The sequence below is a fragment of the Bacterioplanoides sp. genome, from assembly GCF_965219715.1.
Taxonomy (GTDB): domain Bacteria; phylum Pseudomonadota; class Gammaproteobacteria; order Pseudomonadales; family Oceanobacteraceae; genus Bacterioplanoides.
In genome coordinates, this window is record NZ_OZ244785.1 from 2,930,034 (window position 1) to 2,956,198 (window position 26,165).

A 26,165-nucleotide genomic window follows, 5' to 3' on the forward strand; every position below is an offset into this window, starting at 1 on the left:
AAAAATCGGGGGGAAACATTATGAGCTCTAGCGACAAGAATAAGGACACTGCACAGCAGGTTCCGTTTTTACCGCAAGATATTCCATTCAATGAAGAACAACGTCAGTGGATGGGTGGTTTTCTGGCCGGTCTGCACAGCCGCATGCTGGTTCAGGCCAGCGCAGGTGGCGCTGCTGCGGCACCCACTGCGGCGGCACAAAAACCACTGACCATTCTGTTCGGTTCGCAAACTGGCAACAGTGAAGCCATGGCCGAAGAAGCCGCAGAAGCCGCGCGCTCTCAGGGTCTGGCGCCCGTAGTTCTGGATATGGACGACGTTGACGTGGCACAACTGCCCGCGATGGAACGTCTGCTGATTGTGACCAGTACCTATGGCGAAGGCGAAATGCCGGATAACGCCCAGGCGTTATGGGGTGCGGTGAGTGCCGACGATGCGCCCAAATTGGAGAATACCTTCTTCTCGGTACTGGCATTAGGTGACACCAACTACGACGGTTTCTGTGTGGCTGGCCAGCTGTGGGATGAGCGTCTGGAGCAGTTAGGTGCCCAGCGTATCGGTGATCGCGTTGATTGTGACGTCGACTTCGAAGCGCCGTCTCAAGCCTGGATCGAAGCTGTGGTTCCGGTTATCGCGTCCAAAGGCTCTGACGCAGGTGCTGGTACAACTGCTCCGGCAGGTGGCGCGCCAAAAAAGGCTAAATCCAAGTACAGCCGCAGCAATCCATTGGAAGCCGAACTGACCTGTAAAAAAGTACTCAGTGGCAAAGGCTCCAGTAAAGAAATCATGCATTTTGAGTTCTCTCTGGCAGGCAGTGGCGAAAGCTACAACGCCGGTGATGCATTGAATGTGATCGCTGAAAACCGCCCGGATCTGGTGGGCGAAGTAGTCGCACACTTCGGTGTTAAAACCGACGACAGCGTATTGTGGAACGACGTGCCACATAAACTGGGTCAGTTACTGACCGAAGGTCTGGAGATCCGTAATCCAAGCAAAGAGCTGATTGCTGAACTGGCCGAGCGTAACGGTGATGAAGAACTGACTCGTCTGCTGGAAAACGACGACAACGAAGCACTGAACGACTTCCTGTGGGGCAAAGACTGTGTTGACCTGCTGAAAGCCTATCCGTGTGAGATCAGCATCGAAGAATTCTGTGCCCTGTGTAAGGCACTGGCGCCGCGCGCATATTCGATTTCTTCCAGTATCAACGCCCACGCCGAAGAAGTGCATCTGACCATCGGCAGCGTACGTTACAACCAGGATGGCCGCGACCACAACGGTGTTTGCTCTACCTTCCTGGCGGACGTGGCCAACGAAGGTAACAAGATTAAGTGTTACTTCTCGCCAAATAAAAACTTCGCCGTACCAGAAGATAACAACCTGCCAATGATCATGGTTGGCCCGGGTACCGGTATCGCACCGTTCCGCGCCTTCCTGGAAGAGCGTCAGGCTCGTGGTGCTCAGGGCGATAACTGGTTGTTCTTCGGTGATCGTAATAAAGACAACGACTTTATCTACCGCGATGAAATCGAAGCCATGCAAGAGTCTGGTCTGCTGACCAAACTGGATCTGGCCTTCTCCCGCGACCAGACCGAGAAGATTTATGTTCAGGATCGCATGCGTGAAAGCGGCGCGGAACTGTTCGCCTGGTTGGAGCGTGGTGGTTATTTCTATATCTGTGGTGATGCGTATCGTATGGCCAAAGACGTGGACGACGCGCTGCATCAGCTGATTGCCGAACATGGTAAGTTAAGTCCAAATGATGCTGATGCTTACGTTGCTAAGCTGAAGAAAGAAAAACGTTACGTGCGTGACGTGTATTAATTAAAAGTCGCTGCGTACCAAAACTCGCAGCGGTTTTTTAATTAAATAAAAAAGGCGTTTAACTCTCTTATTTTGAGAAAGTTAAACGCCTTTTTGTTTATCTTTTTTCTTTGTCTTACAACAAAGCCACCACTTTGCCTTCACCCACTTCATCACAAATATTCTGAATAAGTTCTTCGGTAAGTCGTAATTCACGGCGACAGCTGGCACGAATCACTTCCGGTCGCTCCGACTGTTGCGAGAAATCTTCCAGCTTTTGCTTCAGCCAGAACAACACGTCCAGCGGATTGTGCAACGCATAGGGACGCTCACACACCGCTTTTACATCCAGCGCTGCCTGAATAAAGCTACTGAACTGCGCTTGTGTCGCATCGCTGTTACGCAATGCAAAACCACACACCGTCAGGCGAGTATTGGCTTGTTCAAAATCACGTCGGAATTCATCCAACATACGAATACGGTGACCACGTTCAACTGGGTCCATTACGGCTCTCTTTTCTTAAATGAGAATGATTTTCATTATATTAAAGAACTAAAATAAATCCAGTGATTTTCATCATAAAAATGGATCAACTAAGGTCATAGAGAAGGGCGACTCCAGATCCAGATGGCGCCTACAGACATACCTGCCAGAGAGAATATCAGCGACGGTAAATGGGCAACTTTCAGACACAGAAAAATGGCCGCCAACAACATGCTGACACTGGCAATTAATTTCGTCCGCAACCGAATAACACCATTGTGTTTCCAGTCACGTAAGGGCGGGCCAATCAAACGATGGTTCATCATCCAGCGATGTAATCGCGGTGAGCTTTTCCCTGCAGCCCAGGCCGCAAGCAGAAAAAACTCGGTGGCGGGCAAACCAGGTAATACCACTCCGATAAAGGCAACGGCCAACGCCAGATAGGCAATAAGCAGATAAATAAACTTCATGGCCAAACGATAAATAACCCGGTTTTTTTGCTGATTGAAATAACAACTGATCCTGCCGGATAAGTGTCCCTCTTTATAAGACGAATAACCCGGACAAAACCCTTATCTTTTTATCCGGTTATGTTGTGTGTGGGAGGGAAGGGTTGTTTGGTGTGTGTAGTGGGCGAGCTGTGTAGCCAGGACGAAAGAGCGGCAGCCCATTGTAATGAGCCATAAAAAACCCGGCCGAAGCCGGGTTTTGCAAAGGGTCGTTTAGTTTATCTGACCAGGAGTACACTCATCCCACTGACTAAGAGAACCATTAACCGGACCCAGCCATTCTTCGTAAGTGAAAGTGACTTCAGGAATCTCTTTAATACGGAAGGAGAAATGGAAGCCTTCAGCACGATCATCGGTACGGATACAAGGAACTGCAGGGAATACCGTTTTAAAGTCCAGCTCAGTGCCCTGTTTAATCACAGTGCCTTCCGCAACATTTTCAAAACGTGGCTTCAGGCTTACCAGCTCCTGATCAGGAGCATTAATATGGGAAACTTTTACCTGCTCGATGGTGTAGTCGCCATCAACCGCTTGTAATGACCAGGAGATGGATGATTCCGTCTCGATTGGCTTTGTGGTTGGCTTTCTAACGCTGGCAAACGGCGGCTTATTTTCATGAGGAAGCGGGCGCCACAGGCTATCACCATCAGAATAACGACTGCGCAGACGCACACCCTTCGCATTGTCGAGTGAATCCACATCCACTACGAAATCGTAAGGAACTGACTTTTCAATCGTATCCGTTGCGATATAACGGAACTTATAACGACCCGGTTTTGTAAAAACCTGACCCACAGTGTTCGGACAATCAGCCGCAGAAGGACGAGTAGTAAATGCACCGCCCTCTGGCTTTTCGATCAGCTCAACTTTAATGTGATCAACAAAATCAATTTTGTCACCATCAGGGTCAACAACTACCGCACGATGTAATAACGACATACATGGCAGGATCTGGTAGTAGTTCTCGCCTGGCTTCAAGCGACCCCAGTTACGCGCCCAAACCACAGAGCGAATTTCTGGCTTCTGATTTTCCAGCTTAGCGAAACCTTCTTCATCTGCGCTGTATTTTGCGTATAAACCGCGGTCATCCTTAACGATCAATTCCGCAGTGTAAGAGCCGGGAACATCAGTAACCACTCTGGCACGACGCATATCGCCTTCATCAGGGTCCACTTCCGCTACAATGGTTGCATTACTGCCATCCGGCTTATCTTTCAACGTCCACTCGAACGTCAACGGATCATTGTCCTTGTCTTTGCTGCTAGCAATAAAAAGCAATGGTTGGCCCACAACTACAGATGGCGTCTCAGTATCAACTCTACTTGTTGAAGGACGGTTATTTACCATACCCACCTTAGCTTCCATCGTTGCCTGACTGGTTACCTGATTGACGCCATCAGAAACCGTCATTTCAACTTTATAAGTTCCGGCGGTATCCAGCTTCTGTATTTTGTGACCGAGTTTAGAGAATTTGTTGTTAATTAATTCAACGGTGCTGCCAGCAGGTTTTTCTAACAGAGTCGCACTGATAACCTGCAGTGGTTCACCTTCCGGATCGTAACCTTCGAATTTAAAGTCAGCACGGTAACCTACTTCTTGGTCACCAACGCTATTGGAAGGGTAATAACCAGTGGCGACTAATTTACCCACAGGCATAGCGTTAGTGGTAGCAGCAGGATCTTTTTCTACGGTGACAACAACGTCTTTTTCTTCACTTTTCCATTTGCCGTCAAATACAAACAATTTCAGATTATAAGTGCCGGCTGCAATTGGAGTGAACTGCGCCGTTTTACTGGTGCGGTTTTTTAATTCAGGAATTGGCAGGCTGCGTGAGTTGTAACCCCACTTCCAGCGGTACTGCAGTGCTTTGCCATCAGGGTCTTCACTGTTGCTGGCGTCCAGAGTAACAACTTCGCCCAGCTTCACGGTAACGTCATCAGCTTTAGCCACCGGAGGCGCATCACCAGCAGAGACGGTAACGCTGACCTGGCGAGGCTCGCTGGCCTTGCCGTCAAAACTCACCACCAGGTTCAGCAGGTATTTACCTTCGACATCCGGATGCAGAGTTGCATTGCTCTTGTCTTCATTGGAAATATAACCGGCACTGGTTTCCGGCTTGCTGGTCAGTGTCCATTTATAGTCCAGCTCACCGGTTTTACCGTGTGGCAACAGGCTCTTGCTGCCATCCAGGCCCAACGTAGCAACCCCCAGTCGTAAACTGTAAGTTGTTTCTGTAATTGCCACAGGAATAGGGCTTGTTGCAGTCAGTTCGATACGGCTTGGCTGGCTATCGATGGTGCCGTCATTAACAATCAGGCTGATCACATAGTTGCCGGGTAAATCGGCAACCAGATCAGTAGCTGCAGCTGCAGGCGCACTCAAATCAGCCTCACTGAATGACGGGTTTGAAACCAGTTGCCAGCGATACTTCAGTGTTGCTCCATCGCGCGGACTGCTACTGCCACTGCCATCCAGGCTCACGGTCACGTTGCCGTTTTCGAGTGAAAACTCCGTGCTTGTCGGTGCCTGCAGTTTAATATCCGCAGTGGGTTTTTTGGTACTTGAACTGTCACTGCCACAAGCACTCACTAACAGTGATAAGCCAATAACAGCCCACAAAGTGGGGAATCGTTTCATCTTTGTGTTCTCCATAAAAAATTCATTAAAACTGCAGGTTGAGACTCAGGCGTGCAGTACGGCCAGGGGCCGGTATCAGACCCAGACTCAGGGCATCGAGGTAATAACGGTCGGTCACGTTGTCGACGGTAAAATCCATCGCTGTGGTATCGTTGATCCGGTACTTGGCGTACACATCAAGCAGGTTGTAACTGTGCCATTGAATCGGCTCTACAAAGCCCGGTTTAGCACGGCCTGGAACCGGTGTACGTTTTCCCATAAAGGTTGCACGCATTCCCAGCTCCAGTTTTTGTTGCAATAAACGCCCCCCAAGATTGGCACTGGCATGCCATTTAGGTGGAATCATGTTGTTGATGTAGCTCTCGCGAACACCCCATTCATTGCAGTAATTTTGTACAAAACTGCCGATATTACAGACTTTGATCAGGTTGTAGCGGGTACCACTGATACTGGAAAACCAATTCCCTGCATCGTAATCCAGGTTCAGTTCCCAGCCTTTTAAATCCAGACTTTTGATATTACGCAGCCGAAAAAAATCGTCGCCGTTCTTCTTTTCTTCCCAGGCATTGGTGTAGGTGCGGGTTAAATAGTCGTTAACGTGATTGCGGAAATAAGCCAGCTTAATGCGGAATTTATCGTCACTATTGATCAGATCATCCGCCATATAGTTGATGCCCAACTCATTATTGATGGCATGCTCAGGCTTTAGCGGAATATCCAGAGCAGGGCTGACCGACCAACCAGAGGTACTTTCGAACAGGCTTGGCATACGTAATGCTTCAGCACGGCGAGCATAAAATTGCAGCCATTTCAGTGGCTCCCAGGTCAGCCCGAATACCGGCGCAGAACCAGAATGATTATTACGGAAGTAAATAGGCAAACAGCCACCCTGGCCGTTGGCTTTACATGCCGGATCTTTGCTGCCTATTTTCAGAGCATTATTGTCTTTGGCGTTAAAGCGGGTGTGACGAACACCCATATCAAAAGTCCACTGCTGCCAGGGCTTCCAGCGCAACGAAGTAAAAACGCTAAACTCATTACGCCAGCCACTGCGCGAGCCGCCATAAAAACCGCTCACCTGCGGCGTGTCGGTATCCATATCTTCCCACTGGGCGGCAATACCATAGTCGAGACGTAATTCACCATAGGGAAAGAACAACATACGGTTGCTCAGGTCAGTACCCCAGCGTTGGTAATCGTCTTTACGCGCTGTGTTGTCTTTCAGATCAACAGAGTTAACCCCTGGTGTATTCAGGTCGGTTACCGCATCGGTATGCCAAACATTAAATTTCACATCGGCCCAATCATTTTCAACAGGCTGCCAGCGGTACCGCGCGGTGTAAGTCTGATTTAACACTTCACTATCGAGCCATTGCCGGGCAGGACCAAAGCCACGGATTTGCGACGGCATCATTTCACCGAATTTACTGTCGTAGCGGATATAACTGAGTTCCAGTCCCTGATCATGAGGCAGAAATAAATTACTTTTTAATAACAGGGAACTGCTTGAGAAGTTGGTATTAGGGATGCGCTCGCCACCACGAAAACGTGAGACGCCGGTTCGTTCCACTTTTGTTTCAACATGAGTTCCGCGATTTTCAGGCTCACTGATAATCAACTTTGGTGCAGGCCCACTCTCACCCGCATAGTAATTCCCTTGTTCACGCTGGGCATAAGCGGCAACCAGATCACCCCATTCGTAACGCTGAGCACCAGAAAGGCTGAATGCATATCCGGCAAACTCATAAGCTTCCGGGCGGTCCATACCGGATTCCGGAGCAAAACGCTCGGGCATAGTCCGGGACTCTGTACATTTATCAGGAGAGAAACAGTCCGAAAAATAGGCATTATGCGGCAGGTAGTAACCGGCGTTAGTTCCAGGAGATGGGGCTGCGGAATTATTACCGATACCGCTCAGACGAATACGCAGCCCGGACAACTCCCCCGGCTTAACGACATCCTCCGCCGTCAATGTGTTTACACTCACCACGCCACCCGTTGCACCGGTGCCATCGGCAGTCATCACCGGGCCTTTATCGATCCGCATTGAACCAATCAGGTCCGGATCGATGTAACTACGGCTGGAAATACCGGAATAGCCACGATACACCGTGGTTTCCTGGCGACTGCCATCGATCAGAACCGGTACCCGGCCCTGACCCTGCATGCCACGGATATTCACATCCAGGCCACCGGAGTTGCGGTTTTCGCTGATCAGTACGCCCGGCGTGCCCTGAAAAATATCGCCAACACTGGTGCCACGAAAACGCTCAATGGTATCGCGGGTGATGATATTCACCGACGCGGATTCGCGGTACATCTGGTCTTTGATACTGGCACGGCTTTGCACTTCGATTTTGTCCAGCACCATCAGGTCATCAGACTTACTCGCCTGAATCAGCCAGCCACCTTTGCCGACCGGAATGGCCTGCAAATTGGTGCCCTGCAACAGGCTGAATAACATATCTTCTACGCGGAAACGGCCGGACAATGCCGGCACTGAAAAACCACGCACCAGCTGCTCATCGAAGGATAACGTCACCCCGGCCTGACGCGAGCACAGGCTTAAGGCATCCGCCAGACTGCTGGCCGGTAAACGGAATTCAACCATGGCTGTGGCATCAGCCCGGGTTTCAGCCACAGCCGGGGTAGGTTGCACGATCAGCAACACCAGCATTAACAATGGCAACAGATAAAATTCGCTGCGGGATGGCATCGAAACCACATCCTCTCTAAAGGGTATTTACCCTGTTAGCCGGATGAGATTCGAAAACCCGTAAACGAAATGAGAATTTTTTTTATTTATTTTGTCAGGCTGTTGCTGTCGGATTGATTTGCGCCCACCAACGGGTGCGATACAACACCTCGGCACCGGCAGCACGCGCCAGTGTTTGCAGAATCAGATCGGTATCCTGCAGCTGAAACACTCCGGAAACTTTGTGCTGCTGCAAACGCGGATCACAGCGCAGAAATCCACTGCGATAACGTCCCAGCTCCTGTAGCAAATCCCCCAACGGCATCGCCCGTACTGCCAGCAAACCATCAACCCAGCTGCTGTAATCGAAACGTCGTGAATCGAGCTCCACCACTCGCTGCTGATTCACCAGAAATGCCTGGCCGGCATGGGCCTGACCCAGCACGTCGGCCTGCTCGGATTCAATCAGCACATTGCCATGAACAACGTGCAATAACGACTGGTCACCATGATGACGCAAGGTAAAACGGGCATTGTCTGAGATAAACAAACGGCCATTCGAGCGAACCTGCAGTGATCGTGGGTCGTCAGAACTGGACAGGTGCATTTCACCACGACTGAGCACCACCGCACGCTGGCGCGGGTTAAAGTCCAGCTCGACCGCGCTGTGGCTGTTTAACCACAACTGGCTGTTGTCACTCAGGCGATATTGTCCGGCATCGACGCCACTGCTGTAGTCCGCCCGCAAGCGCTGATACAACCCCTGCTGATCAGCCAGTAACGCCAGTGCGGCAACACTGAAAGCGCTGCCGCCCAGCGTCCGCATTGCCTGGCGTCGGCCCATACGACGACAATCAACATCGGTTTGCAGTAACGCTGGTTTGGCCAGTGACGGAGCTTTGCTCGCCACCTGCTCGAACGTGGCATTCATGCGCTGTAACCGCTGCCACGCCAGTTCGTGTTGTGGGTCGGATTCGCGCCAGAATTCACAGGCCAGACGATCACTGTCAGCCGCCTGTTCCGATTCCAGCCGGATCTGCCAGGCAATGGCCTGGCGCACGATATTTTCCGGTAATGATGATTCAGAAGTAGACATGGTTGCGCTCTGTTAATCCGATCAGTCTTGTTCGCCATAGGTGGCGGTGTAACACCTGAGCATGGCTTTGGCGATGTATTTTTCCACCGACGATAAACTCACGTTCAGCTGTTCAGCAACCTCGCGATAACTCAGACCATCCAGCCGGGCCATCAGAAACGCCGTTTTTTCAATCGGCCGCAAGCCGTTCAGTAACTGATCAATCTGCTCCAGCAGGCCTAACATTTCCCATTGCTCTTCCGGCGATGGCTGTTCGGCTTCCGGCACATTGGCCAGGGTCGCCAGATAATTTTTTTCGAGGATCTGACGACGTGCCTGATCCACCGCCAGGTTACCGGCAATTTTGGCCAGCCAGGCACGTGGGCTACTGAGTTGCTCCGGCATAACCGGGCGATTCAGCAGACGCAGAAACGTATCCTGAGCCAGGTCCTGTGCATTGTCCCAACCCGACGTACGACGTGCGATCCAGCGCACCAGCCATTCATGATGTTCCTGATATAGCTGATTAAATCCTGCCTGAGTGGATGTTTCGCGACTCAAAACACGGGCCTCGTTGATGCAAAAATGATCGAATTAATGGAAAGGCGCGAGATACTAAATGATATTTATTCTCATTCAAAGTACACTTACAACTAATTTGTTATGACTTTCTCGCAATAGCTGACCAGGAGGGCAGAAAAATTTTTAACGGAAACGTGAGGAAAAGCGACGCTCGTTCGTCTCTTACATATCGAAGCTAACAATTGCCGGATAACTCATGACTCAGACTGCCTCCCAAACCACCAGCGACGAAGCACAGACTTTTTCTAACTGGCTGAAGCAAGGAACCACCACCACACACGAGAGCCTGGATAAACGCATTATGGCGCTGAATCCGTTTGCTGATCGTCAGGGGTATGCTCAGTTTGTCCGCACCCAGGCACGGTTACACCGGGTGGTATCTGACTGGTACCAGCACGAATCAATGCAGCAGCAACTGCCACAGCTGAAACAACGCGATCGCCTTGATGCGGTGCTGCAGGATTGTCGTGATTTCGATATTTCTGACGAGCAGTTAGCACAAGATCAACAAGCTGCAGAAGCCATGCAGGTGTCCGACCCTTATGCTGCCATCGGCTGGCTCTATACCGTAGAAGGTTCAAACCTGGGCGCGGCATTCCTGTTGAAATACGCCCGCACTCAACTCGATCTGAATGAAGAGTTTGGCGCTCGTCACCTGGCGGCTCACAAGGACGGTCGTGGTCTGCACTGGCGTCAGTTTAAAGCGGCGCTGGACGGCCTGCAGTTAACCGAAGAACAACGTCAATCGGCACTGGAAGGCGCTCGTCAGGCGTTTACCTTTGCCCGCAATAACTTCGAACAGCTGCTGGTACCTGTGGCAGCTAAACCTGAGTAATCTGATGAACAAACCGTCTTACCTGTTTTCAGCTGTGTTATTCACTCTGGCGTTAAACGCCGGGGTGGCTGCAGCTGCCGATGTCGCAAACAGCCCGATCAATCCGGCTACGCCAGCGAGTGCTGTGAATCCAGACAGCGCCGCCAATCCAGACAGCTCAGCTAAAGCAGCGCCTGCTACTGAGGTCGTAAGCAAACTGGCGGCAAACGCTGTACCTGCTGATGCGAAAACGGTTACCACTGACGTTGCTACCTCTGAAACAACAGAGCCCGAAGCACTGGAAACAACAGCAACAGAAGCAGCTGAGCCGACTACTGAGACCGTCGAAGCAGACGCTGTCACAGACGAAACACAGGTGAGCGAAACGGCCTTCAGCGGCCATGATTTATCCCCATGGGGCATGTATCAGGCGGCGGATGTTGTCGTAAAAAGTGTGATGATTCTGTTGCTGCTGGCGTCCGTGGCAACCTGGACCGTATTGCTGTTTAAAACACTGCAGTTACAACTGGCCCGGCGCGAAGCAGGTAAGCTGCTGCAACAACTGAATCACTGCGATAACTTTGGCAGCGCGGCATCATTTAACGCCGGACTGAAAGGTGAGGTGACTTCCTTACTGCAAGCCACCGAGCTGGAGCTGCAGTTATCCGCCCAGGGCAACGCCAGCGACGACGGCATTAAAGAACGGGTTGCAGCACGTTTAGATCGTAGCCAAGCACAGCTGACCCGAAAGATTAATCAGGGCACCGGCATTCTCGCCACCATCGGTTCGGTCGCGCCGTTTGTTGGCTTGTTTGGTACCGTGTGGGGCATTATGAACAGCTTTATTGGCATCGCCCAAACCAACACCACCAATCTGGCGGTTGTTGCGCCGGGTATTGCCGAAGCACTGTTAGCCACGGCCATTGGCCTGGTGGCAGCGATTCCGGCTGTGGTGATTTATAACTACTTCTCACGTGCGATTGCAGTGTACCGCGCTCAACTGGCGGACATTGTCAGCGCCGTCATGGTGATTGTCAGCCGCGATCTGGATCGCCGTGCAGCACCCGCAGGCGACCACACTAAAAGCCAGACCAGCGGCGCATTGCAGGACGCCGGCTAATGGCGTTTAACCTGAATGACAACGCCGCTGACGAGCTGCCGGAACAGCACGATATCAACGTCACCCCCTTTATCGATGTGATGTTGGTGCTGCTGATTATCTTTATGGTGGCGGCTCCACTGGCAACCGTCAGTGTGCCGGTTAAACTGCCAAGCAGTGCAGCGAAACAGCAGCCCCCTGTGGATAAACCTCTGTATCTCACCATCCAGCAGGATCTGACCCTGACTCTGGGTGAGAAACAACAGCTTGAAAGTGAGCAGCTGGCCGAAGCTTTAAGCGCTCAAAGCCATCCGACCGACAAAGCCATTTTTCTGCGTGCCGACCATAAACTCGAATACGGTGAGCTGATGACCATTATGAATCTGCTCGGCGAAGCCGGTTATCACAAGATTGCTCTGGTGGGTCTGGAACAGGTGTCTGAAAGCGCATTATGAAACCCGCTTTATCATCACCCGCTGCTGCAACAACTGCTGTCATGAAAGCTTCTGCAGCTCCGGCCAGAAAACCCTTGCCAGCCTGGTTAGGCTGGGGCGCAGCCATGACCCTGGCCATCGGTCTGCATGCGGCAGTTGCGCTGTATTTCTGGTGGCAGCCGGATTCACAACTGGCACTGCCACCAGCAGCAGCGCCCCAGGTGTTCGAGATCAATATGGTGGCAGCACCGGAATCTCCCAGCAGTGATCTGCCGATTGATCAACAACAGCAGCAGGAGTCATCTCCGGCACCGCAACAACAAAGCCAGGTACAGCAGGTTGAAGCGGCGGAAGAACCGCTGGAATTAGCCAGCAATGATTCCGACATTGTGCTGCAGCAGCAGGAAACGGAAGAGCAACCGGAAGAACAGCCCACTGAAGAACCACAACAGCAGCAGCCACAAACCGCACAACAACAAAACAACAGCGGCGAAGCCACCGGTGAGCAACGCGTTGAAGAAAGCACGGCGCCCCTGGCGATGGAGGCACCGGCTGCCGACGCACCGGCTGCCCCTCAGGTCGGCGCGCTTAATGAGCGTGCTAACGAAGCCCGCATGACCTGGCAGAGCGAATTACAGGCACACCTGGAACGACGTAAACGTTATCCCCGCAAAGCGCGGATGCGCCATCAACAAGGCGTGCCCTGGGTTCGGTTTGTGATGGATCGGGAAGGTAATGTGCTTGATGCCACGTTACACCGTGCCAGTGGTTATGCGGCACTCGATCGGGAAGTTGTGGCACTGGTCAAACGTGCCCAGCCGCTGCCGCCACCGCCGGAAAATATCCCTGGCGACCCGTTAACCATGGCCGTACCGGTGGAATTCTTTATTCGTTAAGCCGGGCGATAAAAACCGCATTAACCGATCTGATTAAATAACTCACGCGGTCTCTGCTATTATCAAGTGATAATAATGTCATCAAGAATTCTGTTATGGTGATATAGCAGTAAAGAGAGTTATGAATCAGTTCGATAAAGACATCCGTATTGCCGTTACCCTCGGCCAACCCGCTTCAATTCAACAAGCATTGCAGCAGTATCAACAACATCTGAACGATGGCAGCGCCTTCCAGAACAACTCCTTTAATATCGAGTTTGTGGCGCAGTCAGACACTGACGACAGCAACCAGCCAGAAACTCAGAGACGTCTGCAGTTCAGCGATATTAACGATGAAACACTGCGCAAGTACGCCTTGTTATCCTGGCGTATGGGGCCGGAAGACTGGAACTTCCTGAACCGCGAACCGATTGCCGACGACGATGAAATCTACGTATCCGAAGCGATTATTTTTGCCATTGCCCTGCAATACAATGAACTGCAGGCGGAGGTGATTCGCACCGCCGAAGCTATGGTGGATTATTCCCGCCGCATGAACGACACCGACTCCATCTGGGTCGACGATATGCGGGTCTTTGCCGCCGAAGCTTTATTTGTGCTCGGCTGCCACAATCCGCAGCAGATTTATTTACTCGGCCAGTTCTTTATCCCCTACTGGGATGACGAACACGCCACCGGCTACAGCGATTACCTCAAGCATTTTGTCCATAGCCACGGCTGGAGCGACGACGTTATTAAGGCTTACCTCTGGTGTGATAACGACAATATCCGCTATCAGATGTTTGGTATCGAATGGGAATCCGATACGCATTACCAACCGCTGGGCGACTACTTACGTCAGCATCCACAGCGGTATGAATGGTTTAAACAGGCACTGACCGAGCGCCTGTTGAGCCGTCCGGTGCTGCTGGAAAGTGAAGACGTTGATGCCGACGAAGCGAATCCGGTACTCAGTCTGTATCTCACGCTATTGCCGCTGGAAGGCGATCTGTTTGAAGACGATGATATGGAACAACATCGCCAGCAGACCTTTATCAGCGCCAGCCTCGAAGATGAAGCGATGGACCTGCAACAGCAGATCGCCGCAAAAACCGACCAGCCGCTGGTGTGTTATGCCCAGCGTAATATTGAGCGTCTGGAGGAAAGGGAGCGCGACAAAGATGAAGGCGATTTGCTGCGCAGCATCAAGCCGCTGGTTCTGGCGTTAACGGAAGGCGAAACACTGTGGCGTTATGTGCTGGATGGCAGCAATCCACAAGCCGTTAAGGAGCTCGCTGAAATCCCGCTGGTTTCCCACGCAAAAGAGCATGCGAAGACGTTTTACAACAGCTTTAAAGGCGAGCTGCTGTTTGGTGAAGAGAACAAAGACTTCATTGACGAACTCTGGTCGATCACCAGTGATTTGTTGTCGGAATTAATGTGTGACGATGAAGACGCGGAATACATCGCCGATGTGATGCCATCAGCCGATCTGAACCAGCGCCAGCAACAATGCCTGCGCTTACTCGACATCTTTTATTACGCCCTTGGCCAGCGTGAATTCGACGATTTTATGCGTCGTATGCTGGTTGATCGTTATGAACTGATGTCGGCGCGTGAGTATTTCTCACGTTATACCCAGGTGCCCGCAGACGAAATCAACCTGCGCCTATTAACCGACGTCAGCGATCAGTTTGGCGATATGGACAGCCGCTTGTACCGCGCCAATTTCGAACACGCCGAGCGCTTAATGAGCAGTGATCGTGAGTTGGCCGACCCGAACCGCTGGCCAAAAGAAGACGACCGTTTTTCGGTTGGTCAGTACACTCTGATGGCGTATCAGCTGTACCGCGATTTCCGCAATAAATTCGCCGATGCCCATACCGAAACGCTGGCAGAGACACTCAATCAGCGCGACCACTGGCAGACGCTGTTCAATTATCTGCGCGAAAACATGAACATTCTCGGCAGTGGTATTTTTTCCGATCAGGGCATGGACGAGCAGCAGGTCGCTCAGCTGCTCGATTATTTCGCCAGCGAGCAACCTGAGCTGAACCAGCAACAAGCCATCGAACTGTTTGACGAGTTCGCCCATCGCGACGATTGTGTACGCCGCGTCAGCCTGCGGATGAATTCCTTCAGCGAGCACCAGATTGGTTACCACTTCCTCAACGATCACGATGAAGACTATCAACGTTGCCTGCTGATTTGTTTCTGGCTGCGCCAGTTACCGCTGCCTTGCCGGGTTCAGGCTGATCGTATCTGGCAACTGATGATTACCATGGCGCCGGTACGGGTCGCACGACTGGTATTACAGGCCGATTCTCACAGTGAATACCGCATTAAATTCGATGACGAATTGCAGGCCATTGATCATTACAAAGAACTGGAACGTGCCGGTATTGAACAAGGCTATTTGCTGGCACTGGAAATGAGCCAGTGCAACCGCAATCACGATGAGGCCGTGGTGTTTTATCAGCACCGACTGAATATGCTGGCCCAGGTCGATAGCGACGACACATCCATGATGGGCAGCATGGAGCGCAAACGCGGGCAGCAACTGCAGCACGGATTACGCTACATCAACGAGGCATTTAAAACCGAGGTTTACCAATTACTGGCGCTGGAGCATCCACGCTTTGGTTATGCCCACAACGAAGAACTGCAACACGACTTCCGCCGGGTGTTACAGCGCACCATCAAACTCAATATTAAAGATGTGGGCTGGAGCGTTTTGCTGGAAACTCTGCAGCAGGAATTTGCCGTACGTGATTACTCCAACTCCGCGCCGGAGCTGGCAGAAAAACCGGTTCAGATTCGTGCGGATTATCGCAAGCTGGAAGATTTTTATGCCTGCAATACCGACTGGCTGAACCTGTGGCTGATTCAGGATTGTGGCAATCATTTCAGCCTGGTGGGTGGTGCCGACATCAGCCGTCTTGGTGAACAGCCTATCGATCTCAGCCAACACTCCGGTGTCGCGTTAGTGGTTGATGCCGCTCAGGATGTGAATGCGCTGCTGCAACGGGCGTATGAAATGACGGATCCCGATTTCCGTCAGCAGCACATCAGTGATGCCATTCTGGCGTATGTTGAAGGGGAGCCCGGCGCCGATCTGAACGACACCATAGCTTTACTGCAAAACACATTAGCCACCGACACGCTGGAACTTCAGGCACCGCAATATCGCATGACGGGCCTGGCCAATTTTATCTGGGTGCTTGATCCGCCACGCCGTGATCGGTTAACGCAGCTGTTCCTGAACACCAACTATCGTGGCTTTAAAATGTTCGAGCAAACGCTGGTTGGCGGCTATCTTGATAAGTTAGTGACCGAAGGCAAAATGCCGTTCGAAGAACGTTTGGGTTTGCACGAAGGCGATGAAGATTACGAAGAAGCAGCAACTGCCAGTCTGCTGGTTTGGCTTGAGCAAATCGACATCTGCCCTGAACATTTATTGCTGTATTGCGTTAAGCATTCTGACAGTGAAGCTTGCCAGCAATGGCTTGTAGATCTCGCGGCGCGTGGTGAGCTGAAAAAAGCGGCGAAATTCCTTAATGCAAAACACCGTACGGTATTGATGGAAATGCTGGGAGAGCAACAGCAGACCCGTTCTTATCTGGGTGATTTTATTAAGGATAAATCACGTGCGGTACGTGATGTCATTACGCGTTATTTGCCGGGGTAAGAGTTTTGAAGTGTGGCACCTCCGGGTGCCACTTTTTAGTTTCCAATAAGGAAAAATCTTATATATACAGGAAAATTATTCACCTGCCTCATTCAGGAAAATTAAATATTACTTTGTTTTTTCATCCATATTTCTGTACAAATTTATAGCAACTCCAACAATTGTTATGATCACAATAAAGTAGATCATGACAAATTGCAGCAGATTAAGCCCCGCAAACTTAATAAATATTGGCGAAAACTGCTCTTTGAAAATCACAGCAGAAATTGTTATGAAAAAAGTAAATGCAGTTACTAAAAGTGCTGCTTGCTTTCCTTTTTTAGCTACCCAATGAGAAAGAAAAATAAGAAAAGTAACTGTCAAACCAAGGATAACAGTATTAATTTGAATAGACGTGCCAAAGGACGAATACCATTTTGAATAAAGAGTAAGAATCATCCAAGGAATTAACATAGCTGTACCAAATAAATTCGCAAAATAATGTTCATCGCTGAACATTGTACGACTGTAAAGTAGAGAGAGCGCCGAGAACAAGAGATATGCAGCTAACACAGTACCCAGAAAGTTATTGATACCTTGAACATATTTTCTAGGACTTGCAATCTTAAAAAATATATCATCAGAATATACTAAGTTGTTATCAATAAGAACTTGGCGAAAGGCCTGCTTGTAATCTTCAGCATATTTGTTGGTTTCCTGGCTGTTATCACTCAGAGTCAAATCTTGTGGCCAATTTTTATCAAAAACATCCAATAGCTTTTTTCTTCCTTTACCATTTAAGTCCGCAACTTCAGAAGGGCTCGGGAAGTCTGGGTTTTTAATTGCGTCAATATTGTAAGAATCTACAGTATCAGAAATTGCATGCAGAGCAGATAGAACAATTAATATCAAGGCAATTGAGATAATACTTATACGCGACAATGCGCTTCCAAGTAGTTTCCTGTAGGATCTAATATCAGACCTATCAACGACTACAAAAACGGTAATTGGAGCGAGTAATAGATGAAAAACGTGCTTTCCTGGGTCATTGATGGTTGTGACAATACCGATATCCAATCCAGACAGATATAAACGCATAGCAACGTCTAAGATCCCAAAGAAAAAATATACCCCCATTGCAATAAATGCATAAAGTCGCTGCTTATTCATTTCCATAACTAAATCCTTTCCCTAATTAACGCCTAAATAAAGTGCGCCTTAGGCGCGATCTGGATCTACTTGTATGATCTAATTTCCATCATTAACCACTATTTTCTTTACTGATTATACGAGTAAAGTGAAGCCTGTCGTTAGCAGCACCTAGTCAGAAGTAAAAATACGCTCCTGGCTCTTGAATTCTTCTCTGATCAGAATTTAACTCGAACAGCGGAGTGGGTTTCAATCCCAAATCTAACAAGTACAGGGTGCTGTGACAATAAATAAACAGAATATGGGGTAAACATCGATATTAGTGTCGTCAAATTCCAGTTGGGTATATTTATTTGTAAACTTGATCTGTCACGCCGTGATCGGTTAACGCAGCTGTTCCTGAACACCAACTATCGTGGCTTTAAAATGTTCGAGCAAACGCTGGTTGGCGGCTATCTCGATAAGTTAGTGACCGAAGGCAAAATGCCGTTCGAAGAACGTTTGGGTTTGCACGAAGGCGATGAAGATTACGAAGAAGCAGCAACTGCCAACCTGCTGATTTGGCTTGAGCAGATCGACACCTGCCCTGAACATTTATTGCTGTATTGCGTTAAGCACTCTGAAAGTGAAGCTTGCCAGCAATGGCTTGTAGATCTCGCAGCGCGTGGTGAACTGAAAAAAGCGGCGAAATTCCTTAATGCAAAACACCGTACGGTATTGATGGAAATGCTGGGAGAGCAACAGCAGACCCGTTCTTATCTGGGTGATTTTATTAAGGATAAATCACGTGCGGTGCGTGATGTCATTACGCGTTATTTGCCGGGGTAAGAGTTTTGAAGCGTGGCACCTTTAAGTCATTTAAAGGTGCCAGAGTTATTGCGACAAGATCACTGTCCGACAACAGCACCTTGTTATGGCTCACGAAACCTTCAACTAGGCTTGATCTTTTGAAATTCTTTGCCCAATTCATCAATATCTTTAAACCTATGCCCTTTATCACTATTGAGACCTTTTTCAATAAACGTTCTCATGTTTTCGGAAAACTTGTCTGTACGAGTTTTTCCAGTTAAGACGTAATATAGAATTCTAGTAAGCGCATATGTCTCATGTAGAGTATCGTACCTATCAAAGCCCTCTACTACTAAATTAGGATCATTAAAGTAACCTTTAAAATCTGTGTTTGCCGATGTTAAGTTACTATCGACAATCTTCACCAGACCAAAATCTGCTATTTTTACAACAATTACATCATCGTATATTTTAAGTAAAATATTCTTAGGGCTTATATCTCTATGCAGAATGGCTTTAGAATGGATATACGAGAAAGCTTTAATTATTTGAAGTCCAAGCTTCATACGCTCACCAAAAGAGAGCTTTGCATTGTTCTTAGATATATATTCATCCAATGATGCATCCATAAACTCCATCACATACTCTTTATTGGTTTCGTTATACCCAAACACCTCTAAAACGTATGGAGAGTTTAGGTGGTGCATCTGATCAAACTCACGCTTAAACCTCTCAATTTCTTTGTTGGTTAGGTCTTTATTAGCGCGCTTTAAGGCAAATACTTTGTTATAAAACTTATCATAATATTTAAAAACCTGTGCATATGATCCTCTTCCAATCAACTTCAGATCAGAAACATTATTTTGATTTTCGATAACGATAGAATTTTGTGGAGAGAAGATGGGGATCGTATAGTACAACTCGATTTTTTGTGTATTGGGCGGTATTGAACTGCCACCGCTTTTTCTTAGAAATGTTTTGCAGAAAGATAGCGCCCCCCGATAATACTCTTCGATCATAAAAGCAAATTCTGATCTTTTCAGAGACCGCTCCAAAGCTTCGACGATTTCAATAGCTTGAATTAATTCTCGACTTGGATCTGCCCAGAAGTGAGCGGATTCTTCTGCAGTTGGCAACCTATGATTCATCGAGTCAAATGCACTCATCAGCATCGTATGAAGCGTTGAAAACAAAATTCTTAGCTTTTCGTTTTCAAAAGGCTCATATAGACCCTCATATTCATTGCTTAAACCACCAGCAAGCTTTCTATAATGAGTTTCAATTGCGTTTTCTGCATTCATTACGACTATTAGCCCTGTGCCTCACGCGCTATAACACTTTAATAGTGCGACCCTGCAAGGCCGCCTACCTTGTAAGTTACATCTACCTTACAAGGACGAAGGCTTTATAATGCAGCAACATAGTAAGAAGTCCAACAACTTAAAACCACTTTTAGATGACGAAAATTCGACTTCCTATTTACTCAGCCTCTTCCAACTGCTCCGTCAGCTCCATCCATTCCATCTCAATCTCTTCCAACTGAGATTTTAAATCCCCCTGCTGAGTTAACAGTTGTTGCAGTTCGTCTTTACGGCTGTCGGAATACAAATCGGTATCCGACATTTTTTCTTCAATGGTATCCAGCTGAGTCTGCAGTTTCTCCATCTGCTTTTCGGCGGCTTGCTGTTTTTTACGCAGTGGCGCTAAACGTTGTCGACGTTCTGCTTCCAGTCGTTTTTGTTCTTTGCGATCAACTTTTACTTCAGCTGATTTTGTTTCTTCTGAGTTACCAGAGTCACTTCCTGCAATCCGCTCATCACGTTGCTGCAAGTAGGTGTGATAGTCATCCAGATCGCCATCAAATTCCTGCACCTTGCCGTGATCCACCAGCCAATATTCATCCACAGTGGCTTTTAATAAGTGACGATCGTGGCTCACAATTAAAATTGCGCCTTCGAAGTTTTGCAGCGCAACGGTTAACGCTTCGCGCATCTCGATATCCAGGTGGTTGGTTGGCTCATCGAGAATTAATAAGTTGGGTTTTTCCCAGGCAACACAGGCCAGAGCTAAACGCGCTTTTTCACCACCGGAAAACGGCTCAATCACTTCCAGTGCTTTATCACCATGGAAACCAAAACCACCGAGGAAGTTTCGGATTTCCTGTTCCGAGGCTTGTGGTTTTAAGCGTTGCAGAATCAGTGCACCTGACGCTTTTACATCGAGTGACTCCAGCTGATGCTGAGCGAAGTAGCCCAAACGAAGATGTTCACCTTCGCTGCGCTCGCCGTTCAGCATTTCGATATCCCGGCACAGGGTTTTTAGCAGCGTCGATTTACCCGCACCGTTAGGACCTAACAAACCAATACGATGACCCGGTACCAGAGAGATTTTTACTTGCGGCAGAATGGTGGTTTTTTCACTGCCTGCGATATAGCCAAGGTCGGCATGATCAATCGCCAACAACGGCGACGACATTTTTTCATAACAAGGGAATTCAAAACGGAACGGCGAATCCACATGCGCCGGAGCAATCAGCTCCATACGCTGTAATTCTTTTAAGCGGCTTTGTGCTTGTTTGGCTTTACTGGCCTTGGCTTTAAAGCGCGTCACAAAGGCTTCAATTTCTTTCACCCGGGTCTGCTGCTTTTCATACACAGTTTGCTGCTGCGCCAGCTTTTCCGCACGAATTCGCTCATACGCCGAATAGTTACCCGGATACACGGTTAACTGTTGTTGGTGTAAGTGCACGATATGGTCGGCAACGCCGTCGATAAAATCACGATCGTGGGAAATAAATAACAGCGTGCCGGGGTAATTTTTCAGCCACTGCTCCAGCCACAGTGTGGCTTCTAAATCCAAGTGGTTGGTCGGTTCGTCGAGCAACATCAGATCGGACGGCATCATCAGCGCCTGAGCCAGATTGAGACGAATACGCCAGCCACCGGAGAAGTCCTGCACCGGACGTTTTAAATCGTCCTGGGAAAAGCCTAAACCGTGTAACAGCTGTTCGGCCTTAACCGGCACTTCGTAACCCTTGTGCTGATCCATCTGATCGAGCCAGTGGGCCAGATCGTTATCGTCTTTGGCGTTACTGATACCGGCTTCGATACGACGGTATTCGCTGTCGCCATCCATCGCATAATCCAGCGCGGAACGTTCGCTGGCTTCCACTTCCTGGCGCATGTGTGAGATACGCCACTTCGACGGAATGTATAACTCACCGCCATCAATTTGCAGCTCGCCATTTAACAGTGCAAACAGGCTCGATTTGCCCGCACCATTGGGGCCAATCAACGCCAGTTTCTGACCGTCGTGGACACGCAGATCCGCTTGTTTTAACAGCGGTTGAGTACCGCGCTGGAGAGAAACCTGATTAAATTCGATCATAACGCTACAAACTAAAGAAAGGACCACAACAATGGCGGCGCAGTGTGCCACAGAAGTCGATGATAACCCACTGTGGAACTTTGCTTTGGCGTTTTATGCCAGCAAAGACGCTCAGGAGTTATTACTGAAACTGCAGAATGATTATCAGCAGGATACCTTGTTGGTGCTCACTGCGCTTTGGTTAGCGAGCGAAGGTGAAAGCTGGCGACTAGCCGATGCCCAGCTGGAGGATTACCGACACTGGCGCCAGCATGTGATCTGGTCATTACGTGCGACGCGTAAAGCCATCAATAAAGATAACGACTCCGCGGAGCAACTGGCGTTGCGTCAGCAGATTCAGAAAGATGAAATACGAGCCGAGCAGATAGCTTTGCATCAGCTGTATGGTTTGTATGCTGCCGTCTCTGGCAATCAAGCGCCAACGACTGTTGATCTGCAACAAACGCTGAGTAATCTGTTTAGCCAGGCCGAGCTGGGTCAAACCGAATTTGGTCAAACTGGGTCTGATCAAACAGCAGACATAAAAAAAGAGGCTCTTGAGCCTCTTTTTCAACAACTGGCCGACTTGTTAGTCAGCCAGTAGATCGTTTCCGCTTTGCTTAGTTAGCACCAAACAGGCTGGAACCTTCAGCGTTTTCTTCTGCTGGCTTCTCTTCAGCTGATTTTTCTTCAGCCTGAGGAGCCGCTTCTACCGCTGGCTCAACCACGGCTTCTGCTTTTACTTCTTCAACAGCTGGTACTGCTTCAACTGCCGGAGCTTCCGCTTTAGGCGCTTCAACCGGAGCTGCTGCTACGTCTGCTACCGGAGCTTCAACTACTTTGGTTTCTTCAACAGCCGCAGGCGCTTCAACGGTTTTTGGTGCCGCTTCTTTTTTCGCTACTGGCTTCTTGGCTGCTGCCTTTTTAGCTGCAGGCTTCTTAGCAACCGCTTTTTTAGCGGCTGGTCTCTCTGCGGCTTTCTTGGCTGCTGGCTTTTTAGCCGGCGCTTTCTTTTCCGCTACTTTTTTCTCGGCCGCTTTTGCAGGGGCTTTTTTAGCTGCAGTTTTGGTTACTGCCTTCTTCGCTGCAGCTTTCTTAGCTGGCGCTTTCTTTTCTGCTGCTTTAGCCGGGGCTTTTTTTGCTGCAGTTTTGGTTGCCGCTTTCTTCGCTGCTGGTTTAGCTTTTTCAGCAGCTGGCTTCGCGGCTACCTTTTTAGCCGGTGCTTTCTTCGCCGCAGCTTTTTCTGCTTTAGCTTGTGCTTTTTCCTGCTCAGCTTCGAACTTGGCTACGATTTTCGCCAGAGCGGTACGTTGCTTGTCAGCTGCTTTCTGAACTTTCAGCGTTTCTTTTGCTGCAACCAGTACTTCGCGAGCTGCTGCTTTTTCTTCTTTAGCAGCTTCCAGCTTCACTTTAGCGTTGTCTAATTGACGAACGGCTGCCGGAGTCTTCTTAACTTTGATTTTGGCGCTGACTTTTGCTTTAGCTTCAGTCGCTTTAGCCACTTTGGTGTTTGCACGTTCTTGTACAGTGGTTGCTTTCGCCAGTGCTTTCTCAGCGTCAGTCAGTTCTTTAGCCTGGGCTTTTTCCAGTTTTACCTGTAAGGCTGCAATGTCTTTCTGCAGTTGTTGTACTGCAGTTAACGCAACGCGCTTAGCTGCTGGCTTCTTAGCCGCAACTTTTTTAACTGGTGCTTTCTTAGCTACCGTTTTTTTAGAAACAATTTTTGCAACGGTTTTTGCAGCTGTTTTACGTACAGGTGCTTTTTTGGTTGCTGGCTTTTTGGCAGCAGTTTTTGCAGTAGTCTTACGTGCAGGCATAGGAAGATTCCTCGGACATAGAAACGAATGCGGGCATTATACGAATTACATTGAATTCATCTATGCATTTTAGATGAATTTATCGCGAAGCTTGTTGAGATTGGCGAATCTGGTCAATAGTTTGGTCTAACCAATCCACCAGAGGCTGCCATTCGGCAATATCTTTTTTGTCTTGTTGATCAAAATCAACAATCCCTAAACCGTGTTCGCTGGCCCGCACATAAAACTGAGTATCACGCAGGGCAGTGATAAAAGGGATCTGTAAGCTGTTGAGAAACTTTTCCAGCTTGGCGTAGATCAGCGTGTTTTTCCGCACCCGGTTAGCGATTACAGCAATCGGTTTTGGGTTCATACGATAAGAACGGGATAACAGCACGTCGCGGATAAAACCGGTGGCAGCACGAATATCAATCGCTGATGGAATAACCGGAATCAGCAGAACATCAGATTGCTGGATCAGATCGGATAATACGTTTCCCGCCAAACCCGCCGGAGTATCAATCACTACCCGGGAAGTATTGGCCGGTACCCGCAATGACCAGGTTTTAGTCGACGTTTGTGGCGCGTGTTTCTGATAAGCCGCAACACCGGTAATGGTAGGCAGGTGTACATCGCGTGCAGCCAGCCAGTCCATCGACGATCCTTGTGGATCGTAATCAATCAGCGCAGTCAGCTCACCATGATGAGCAAAGTGACTGGCAACGTTAGTCGCCAGCGTGGTTTTGCCACAGCCACCCTTGGCATTGGCAATCATCACACGCACAGGCGCAGTCATGCCGACCACACGGGCATGAGGGCGAAATGGGTTGTTCTGGTGTGTCGATTCGTGAGCCACTAGCGTTCCTGCTTTTGCTTACATATGTGTGATAATAAACAATTACTTAAATCTGCCATGCTTAAGTAAAGCATAAGGTATACTTTAAGGATGAGAAATAGCCCTCAAGGATGGAAATATGAAGTTTAAAATTGGCATGATGCTGGTTGTTCTCGGCGCTGCGATGGCTGCACCTTATTTTATTCAGGGTCGTGGTGGTGATTTGCTGAAGAACTTTGATGCCGAACAATCGCTCGATATTTTATCGACTGAGAAAACCCGTCAGCAGTATCAGAAATGGCAGGACGAAAAAGGTGTCTGGCATTTCGGCGACTCTGTGCCGGAAGGTGTAGCAACCGAAGTGGTTAACGTCGACACCGCCGCCAATGTGATTCGCAGTATTAAGCTGGCGAAGAACGAAGAGGAAGAGCAGGACGGTAAAGGTAAGAGTGGTGGTCCATCACTGCCTTTCCCGGGAACCGTGTCACCGGACAAAGTTGGCGAGATGATGGACGATGCCAAGAACGTACAACAGCTGTTGGATGACCGCGCGGCACAATTAAAGAAACTGCCGTAGCCCTTACTTCAGCTGATACAGCAATCCGTTCGATCCGGCGGCAATCCAGCCACTGCCGGATCGTGCAACGTCTTCCACCTGCACATTATTGCTGACCCATGTATCTCTGGGTTCAGCCCGCCAGACATTCTTACGCTGACCGCTACTGACATCCCACAATTCAATTTTCCCGGAACTGCTGCCGGTGATCAGCTGACTGGCCGAATTTACAAACCGCGCTGCACTGTAATGACCGCGAATTGAGGTGATTTCCTTCAGCATCTTACCCGATGATACATCCCAGATTTTGCCACTACCGCCAAACTCCGAAGTAAACAATAAACGACCATCATCCGATAACTGCACGGTACGCACCTGATTTTTGTGTGCCAGCGTATTCAGTAACTTACCACTTTGCAGATTCCAGATTTTAGCGGTGGAGTCGTCGCTGGCACTGGCTGCAATCACACCGTCCTGCGCAATTGAAACGTCATAAACAATGCCGTCATGGGCGAGCCGCTGGCGAATGCCACCGTTTTTAATATCGAATAATGTGGCGGTGTAATCCTGCATGGCCAGCAACGCCAGATTGCCGTTAGCGGTTAACGCGATGTCTTCGATATCGCCCGGCGCATTCCAGAACCACACCGCTTCACCGGTATCTTTCTGCCATAACACGATGGTGCGGTTATCTGCGGTGGCGATGAAATTTCCATCCGGAGAAAACGCACTGGCAAGAATATTACTGTAGCCCTCAGCCTGGTGATTCCAGTCATAACGACGCTCCAGTGGGCTGACGGACCACAAGCTGCCGCCATGATGCAAACTGCCAACCATGGCGTTATTGCCATCATCAGAAAATCGCACAGAGTAAGCGCCTTGAACGGCAACTTCTTCGGTTTTCTGAGGTGCTTTGGCGTCGTCACACGCGCTCAATAACAGAGCAGAGGAAAGTAATATACTGCGGGTCAGCAATGACATAGATGTCGTCCCTGATAAAC

General features: G+C 49.3%; 21 protein-coding genes. 9 read left to right on the top strand and 12 right to left on the bottom strand.

Going from position 1 to position 26,165, the window contains the following annotated elements:
- The first annotated feature begins 20 nt into the window (after positions 1–20).
- Positions 21–1,823 carry a diflavin oxidoreductase gene (locus ACOQOZ_RS13840; RefSeq protein ID WP_420588739.1) on the top strand — a complete coding sequence of 601 codons (1,803 nt, stop codon included), beginning with the start codon at positions 21–23 and terminating at the stop codon, positions 1,821–1,823.
- 115 nt (positions 1,824–1,938) lie between these two features.
- Here ACOQOZ_RS13840 and ACOQOZ_RS13845 read toward each other — a convergent pair whose 3' ends face one another.
- From ACOQOZ_RS13845 to ACOQOZ_RS13870, 6 genes are all read right to left on the bottom strand, one after another.
- The gene (locus ACOQOZ_RS13845; RefSeq protein WP_420588740.1) at positions 1,939–2,307 is read right to left on the bottom strand and encodes a hypothetical protein; all 369 of its coding nucleotides are present in this window, start codon (positions 2,305–2,307) and stop codon (positions 1,939–1,941) included.
- Between the two features lie 95 nt (positions 2,308–2,402).
- Positions 2,403–2,756 carry a YbaN family protein gene (locus ACOQOZ_RS13850; RefSeq protein WP_420588741.1) on the bottom strand — a complete coding sequence of 118 codons (354 nt, stop codon included), beginning with the start codon at positions 2,754–2,756 and terminating at the stop codon, positions 2,403–2,405.
- Between the two features lie 252 nt (positions 2,757–3,008).
- Complete coding sequence (locus ACOQOZ_RS13855; RefSeq protein ID WP_420588742.1) at positions 3,009–5,432, bottom strand: PKD domain-containing protein; 2,424 nt, start codon at positions 5,430–5,432, stop codon at positions 3,009–3,011.
- A 25-nt stretch (positions 5,433–5,457) separates the two neighbouring features.
- Positions 5,458–8,148, bottom strand: a complete 2,691-nt coding sequence (locus ACOQOZ_RS13860; protein WP_420588743.1) for a TonB-dependent receptor domain-containing protein — start codon at positions 8,146–8,148, stop codon at positions 5,458–5,460.
- Between the two features lie 94 nt (positions 8,149–8,242).
- Positions 8,243–9,223, bottom strand: a complete 981-nt coding sequence (locus ACOQOZ_RS13865) for a DUF4880 domain-containing protein (RefSeq protein ID WP_420588744.1) — start codon at positions 9,221–9,223, stop codon at positions 8,243–8,245.
- A gap of 21 nt (positions 9,224–9,244) precedes the next feature.
- Positions 9,245–9,763 (bottom strand): sigma-70 family RNA polymerase sigma factor, encoded by a 519-nt coding sequence (locus tag ACOQOZ_RS13870; RefSeq protein ID WP_420588745.1) that lies wholly within the window; start codon positions 9,761–9,763, stop codon positions 9,245–9,247.
- Between the two features lie 217 nt (positions 9,764–9,980).
- Between ACOQOZ_RS13870 and ACOQOZ_RS13875 the strand changes: the two genes are divergently transcribed.
- From ACOQOZ_RS13875 to ACOQOZ_RS13895, 5 genes are all read left to right on the top strand, one after another.
- Positions 9,981–10,619: a biliverdin-producing heme oxygenase gene (locus ACOQOZ_RS13875; protein ID WP_420588746.1), complete on the top strand. Its 639-nt coding sequence runs from the start codon at positions 9,981–9,983 to the stop codon at positions 10,617–10,619.
- Positions 10,620–10,623: 4 nt separating this feature from the next.
- Complete coding sequence (gene exbB, locus ACOQOZ_RS13880) at positions 10,624–11,718, top strand: tonB-system energizer ExbB (protein WP_420588747.1); 1,095 nt, start codon at positions 10,624–10,626, stop codon at positions 11,716–11,718.
- Entirely contained in the window at positions 11,718–12,152 is a 435-nt protein-coding gene (exbD, locus tag ACOQOZ_RS13885) for a TonB system transport protein ExbD (RefSeq protein ID WP_420588748.1), read from the top strand. Before exbB ends, exbD begins: the two co-directional genes overlap by 1 nt.
- Complete coding sequence (locus tag ACOQOZ_RS13890) at positions 12,149–13,027, top strand: energy transducer TonB (RefSeq protein ID WP_420588749.1); 879 nt, start codon at positions 12,149–12,151, stop codon at positions 13,025–13,027. Before exbD ends, ACOQOZ_RS13890 begins: the two co-directional genes overlap by 4 nt.
- Positions 13,028–13,148: 121 nt before the next feature.
- A complete protein-coding gene (locus tag ACOQOZ_RS13895; protein ID WP_420588750.1) occupies positions 13,149–16,694 on the top strand; it encodes a hypothetical protein in 3,546 nt (1,181 codons plus the stop codon).
- Positions 16,695–16,802: 108 nt separating this feature from the next.
- On the opposite strand, the gene ACOQOZ_RS13900 is transcribed toward ACOQOZ_RS13895, so the two are convergent.
- A complete protein-coding gene (locus tag ACOQOZ_RS13900) occupies positions 16,803–17,849 on the bottom strand; it encodes a hypothetical protein (protein ID WP_420588751.1) in 1,047 nt (348 codons plus the stop codon).
- Positions 17,850–18,248: 399 nt separating this feature from the next.
- Here ACOQOZ_RS13900 and ACOQOZ_RS13905 point away from each other — a divergent pair, with 399 nt between their 5' ends.
- The gene (locus ACOQOZ_RS13905) at positions 18,249–18,650 is read left to right on the top strand and encodes a hypothetical protein (protein WP_420588752.1); all 402 of its coding nucleotides are present in this window, start codon (positions 18,249–18,251) and stop codon (positions 18,648–18,650) included.
- Between the two features lie 101 nt (positions 18,651–18,751).
- Here ACOQOZ_RS13905 and ACOQOZ_RS13910 read toward each other — a convergent pair whose 3' ends face one another.
- A complete protein-coding gene (locus tag ACOQOZ_RS13910; RefSeq protein ID WP_420588753.1) occupies positions 18,752–19,912 on the bottom strand; it encodes a protein kinase family protein in 1,161 nt (386 codons plus the stop codon).
- Positions 19,913–20,090: 178 nt separating this feature from the next.
- Positions 20,091–21,998 carry an ATP-binding cassette domain-containing protein gene (locus ACOQOZ_RS13915; protein ID WP_420588754.1) on the bottom strand — a complete coding sequence of 636 codons (1,908 nt, stop codon included), beginning with the start codon at positions 21,996–21,998 and terminating at the stop codon, positions 20,091–20,093.
- Between the two features lie 31 nt (positions 21,999–22,029).
- Between ACOQOZ_RS13915 and ACOQOZ_RS13920 the strand changes: the two genes are divergently transcribed.
- Positions 22,030–22,581: a TIGR02444 family protein gene (locus tag ACOQOZ_RS13920; protein WP_420588755.1), complete on the top strand. Its 552-nt coding sequence runs from the start codon at positions 22,030–22,032 to the stop codon at positions 22,579–22,581.
- Positions 22,582–22,597: 16 nt separating this feature from the next.
- On the opposite strand, the gene ACOQOZ_RS13925 is transcribed toward ACOQOZ_RS13920, so the two are convergent.
- Together ACOQOZ_RS13925 and ACOQOZ_RS13930 are read right to left on the bottom strand one after the other, a co-directional pair.
- A complete protein-coding gene (locus ACOQOZ_RS13925; RefSeq protein ID WP_420588756.1) occupies positions 22,598–23,794 on the bottom strand; it encodes a hypothetical protein in 1,197 nt (398 codons plus the stop codon).
- Positions 23,795–23,873: 79 nt separating this feature from the next.
- Entirely contained in the window at positions 23,874–24,629 is a 756-nt protein-coding gene (locus tag ACOQOZ_RS13930; protein ID WP_420588757.1) for an AAA family ATPase, read from the bottom strand.
- A 118-nt stretch (positions 24,630–24,747) separates the two neighbouring features.
- On the opposite strand from ACOQOZ_RS13930, the gene ACOQOZ_RS13935 reads away from it, so the two are divergent.
- Complete coding sequence (locus tag ACOQOZ_RS13935; RefSeq protein ID WP_420588758.1) at positions 24,748–25,185, top strand: DUF4124 domain-containing protein; 438 nt, start codon at positions 24,748–24,750, stop codon at positions 25,183–25,185.
- Between the two features lie 3 nt (positions 25,186–25,188).
- Here the strand turns inward: ACOQOZ_RS13935 and ACOQOZ_RS13940 are convergent, their stop codons facing one another.
- Positions 25,189–26,145, bottom strand: coding sequence for a WD40 repeat domain-containing protein (locus ACOQOZ_RS13940; protein ID WP_420588759.1), 957 nt, complete (start codon positions 26,143–26,145; stop codon positions 25,189–25,191).
- Between the last annotated feature and the right edge of the window lie 20 nt (positions 26,146–26,165).